Below are 2390 nucleotides of genomic sequence, written 5' to 3'. Positions count from 1 at the left end.
GCTACGAGCGCAAAGCCGAGCACTTCCTGGCCTTCACCAGCATCGCCTGCACCCTCATCTGCTACCGGAGACTCACCAAATGAGATGACGTCTTAGGCACCTGGCGGGTTGCCAACGGCCCAGCACGACCGCATGGGACGCGGCTGCTGCCAGCAACCCCCGCGACAGCGGCGGCTGACCCAGTCGCGAAAGAGGCACCCGTGGTCGCCCGGATCTTGATCGAGACGGTCGGCACCCGGATGTTCCCTCCACAGGGCGTCCGTTGGGCCTTGGCACTGCGGACACACCGCACTATCTGTAATCCACTGATCAATCATGGGCGCATGATGACGACTCGATCCGCTTACGTCCTGCGCAGCAACCTGCGCTGTCGAGGCCGCGCCGTCACTCTCTGGTGAAACGGACGCCGCCTGGGGGTCCAGGACGCACCGTTCACATGAGGAGGGGGGTGAGGGCCGCGGTGATGGCGGCGGCGAGGGTGATCACTGCCGTGAAGGTGATGGCGGCGCGGGTGAGGGCGCTGGGCCAGGTGCCGCCATCGAGGCGGGCCAGCGTGGCAGCGCCCGCGGCGGCCACCAGCGCGACGACGGCAACGACTGCGAAGGCGAGAAAGACGACGGCGACGATCACGGCAAGCTCCCTGTACACGGTGGGGTGTTGACAGGGACGAACCTCCCGGAATGCCTGTGCGCCATGGTTCAGCGAGACGAAAATGAACACGGGCGCACACACCATCCCGGGGGATCAGCATATGCACGAGGCGGACGAAAGCCGCAGCCCAGCACTCGCTGAGCTGCGCGGAAGACTGGAAGAGGCACGGGCCCGAGCCAGGCTGAACCAGACAGAGCTCGCTGGGAAAGCCGGGCTGGGCCGGGCGACGGTGGGCAAGATTCTTGCGTCTGGCGGCGGCGTGCCGTCGGCGAAGACGGTGGCCTATCTGGCACGCGCGTTGAAGCTGCCGGTGGGGGAGTTGCTGGAGTTGCGGCGGACCGCGGTCGAGGAGGCGGACGGACACCCGTCCACCTGCCGGGGCCGGGGCGTCCGATCGAGGAATGGGAGCCGCACGAGCTGGAAGTCCACCCTGCTGGTGCGGGCACCATCGCGGCCGGGAAGCGAGCCCTACCCGGATACGTGAAGCGTCGGCATGACGGGGTGCTGGCCGAGGCGGTACGGGAGGCGGCCCAAGGCCGCAGCCGACTCGTGGTCCTGGTGGGCAGCTCGTCGACGGGCAAGACGAGGGCGTGCTGGGAGGCCGTGCAGCCGCTCGTCACGAAGCGCTGGCGGTTGTGGCATCCCTTCGATCCGACCCGGGCGGAGGCCGCGCTGGAGGACCTGCACCAGGTCGGGCCGCGCACCGTGGTGTGGCTGAACGAGGCTCAGCACTACTTCGGCGCCCGGGCCAGCGGCGAGCGGATCGCGGCGGCCGTGCACCGACTGCTGACTGATGAGCAGTGCGGCCCGGTCTTGGTACTGGGCACGCTGTGGCCCGAATACGCCGCCAAGTACACCGCCCTGCCCGCCCCGGAAGGAAACGATCCACACTCCCGGGTACGGGAACTGCTGGCTGGGCGCACTCAGGGGGTCCCGGAGGCTTTCGACCCCACCGCCCTGGCGAAGGCGGCCGGCTTCGCCAGGAACGGTGATCGGCTCTTGGCAGATGCCCTGAACCGAGCCCATGCCAGCGGACGAATCGCACAGGACCTCGCTGGCGCGCCAGAACTCCTGCGCCGTTACGAACAGCCCCGCCTGCCAGCCGCCCGCGCGCTGCTGAAAGCAGCGATGGACGCCCGCCGACTCGGCGTCGGCCCCCACCTTCCCCAGGCCTTCCTGACTGACGCCGCCACCGGCTACCTCAGTGATGACGACTACGACCAGCTCGCTGATGACTGGGCCGAACAGGCCTACGCCGAACTCGCCGAGCAGGTCCACGGCAAGCAAGCCCCCCTGCGCCCCACCACCCCGCGGCCCCCACGACGCCCACCCACCCCCACCACCGACGCCGGCACCACCATGCTGCCGCTCAAGGGCCGGGTGTTCCGGCTCGCCGACTACCTCGAGCAACACGGTCGCACCCGTCGCCACCTGTGCCCTCCGGCTGCCTTCTGGCATGCCGCTCACGATCACCTCGACAACGCCGGCGATCTCGATCGTCTTGCCCAAGCTGCTCTTGACCGATACCGCCTTCAGTGGGCCTACCCCCTTCGTGGCAGGGCCGCCGACCTTGGTGATCACAATGCCTTGCTCGTTATGGCGCAGCTTCGGGGTGAGGCTGGGGATTTGCGCGCTGCAGAGGCTCTAGAGATCTTTAACGGTGTGGGTTACGTCGGGTCGTGACGGTTGTCGTGGGCCGCGCTATGCCGGGGGAATGAGGTATCCCGATGGCGGTGGAT

General features: G+C 68.4%; 3 protein-coding genes. 2 read left to right on the top strand and 1 reads right to left on the bottom strand.

All coding sequences use genetic code 11. The annotated features are described in order from the left end of the window. Positions 1 to 432 precede the first annotated feature (432 nt). Positions 433 to 630: a hypothetical protein gene (locus ABZZ74_RS53625; RefSeq protein WP_356951371.1), complete on the bottom strand. Its 198-nt coding sequence runs from the start codon at positions 628 to 630 to the stop codon at positions 433 to 435. Between the two features lie 121 nt (positions 631 to 751). Here ABZZ74_RS53625 and ABZZ74_RS53620 point away from each other — a divergent pair, with 121 nt between their 5' ends. Both ABZZ74_RS53620 and ABZZ74_RS53615 read left to right on the top strand, forming a co-directional pair. Then, complete coding sequence (locus ABZZ74_RS53620; RefSeq protein ID WP_356951370.1) at positions 752 to 1135, top strand: helix-turn-helix transcriptional regulator; 384 nt, start codon at positions 752 to 754, stop codon at positions 1133 to 1135. A gap of 17 nt (positions 1136 to 1152) precedes the next feature. Further along, positions 1153 to 2334, top strand: a complete 1182-nt coding sequence (locus tag ABZZ74_RS53615) for a hypothetical protein (RefSeq protein ID WP_356951369.1) — start codon at positions 1153 to 1155, stop codon at positions 2332 to 2334. Positions 2335 to 2390: the final 56 nt, after the last annotated feature.

The organism is Streptomyces sp. NPDC006476, assembly GCF_040612015.1.
GTDB lineage: Bacteria > Actinomycetota > Actinomycetes > Streptomycetales > Streptomycetaceae > Streptomyces > Streptomyces griseorubiginosus_B.
This window is presented reverse-complemented; position numbering and strand designations above follow the sequence as displayed.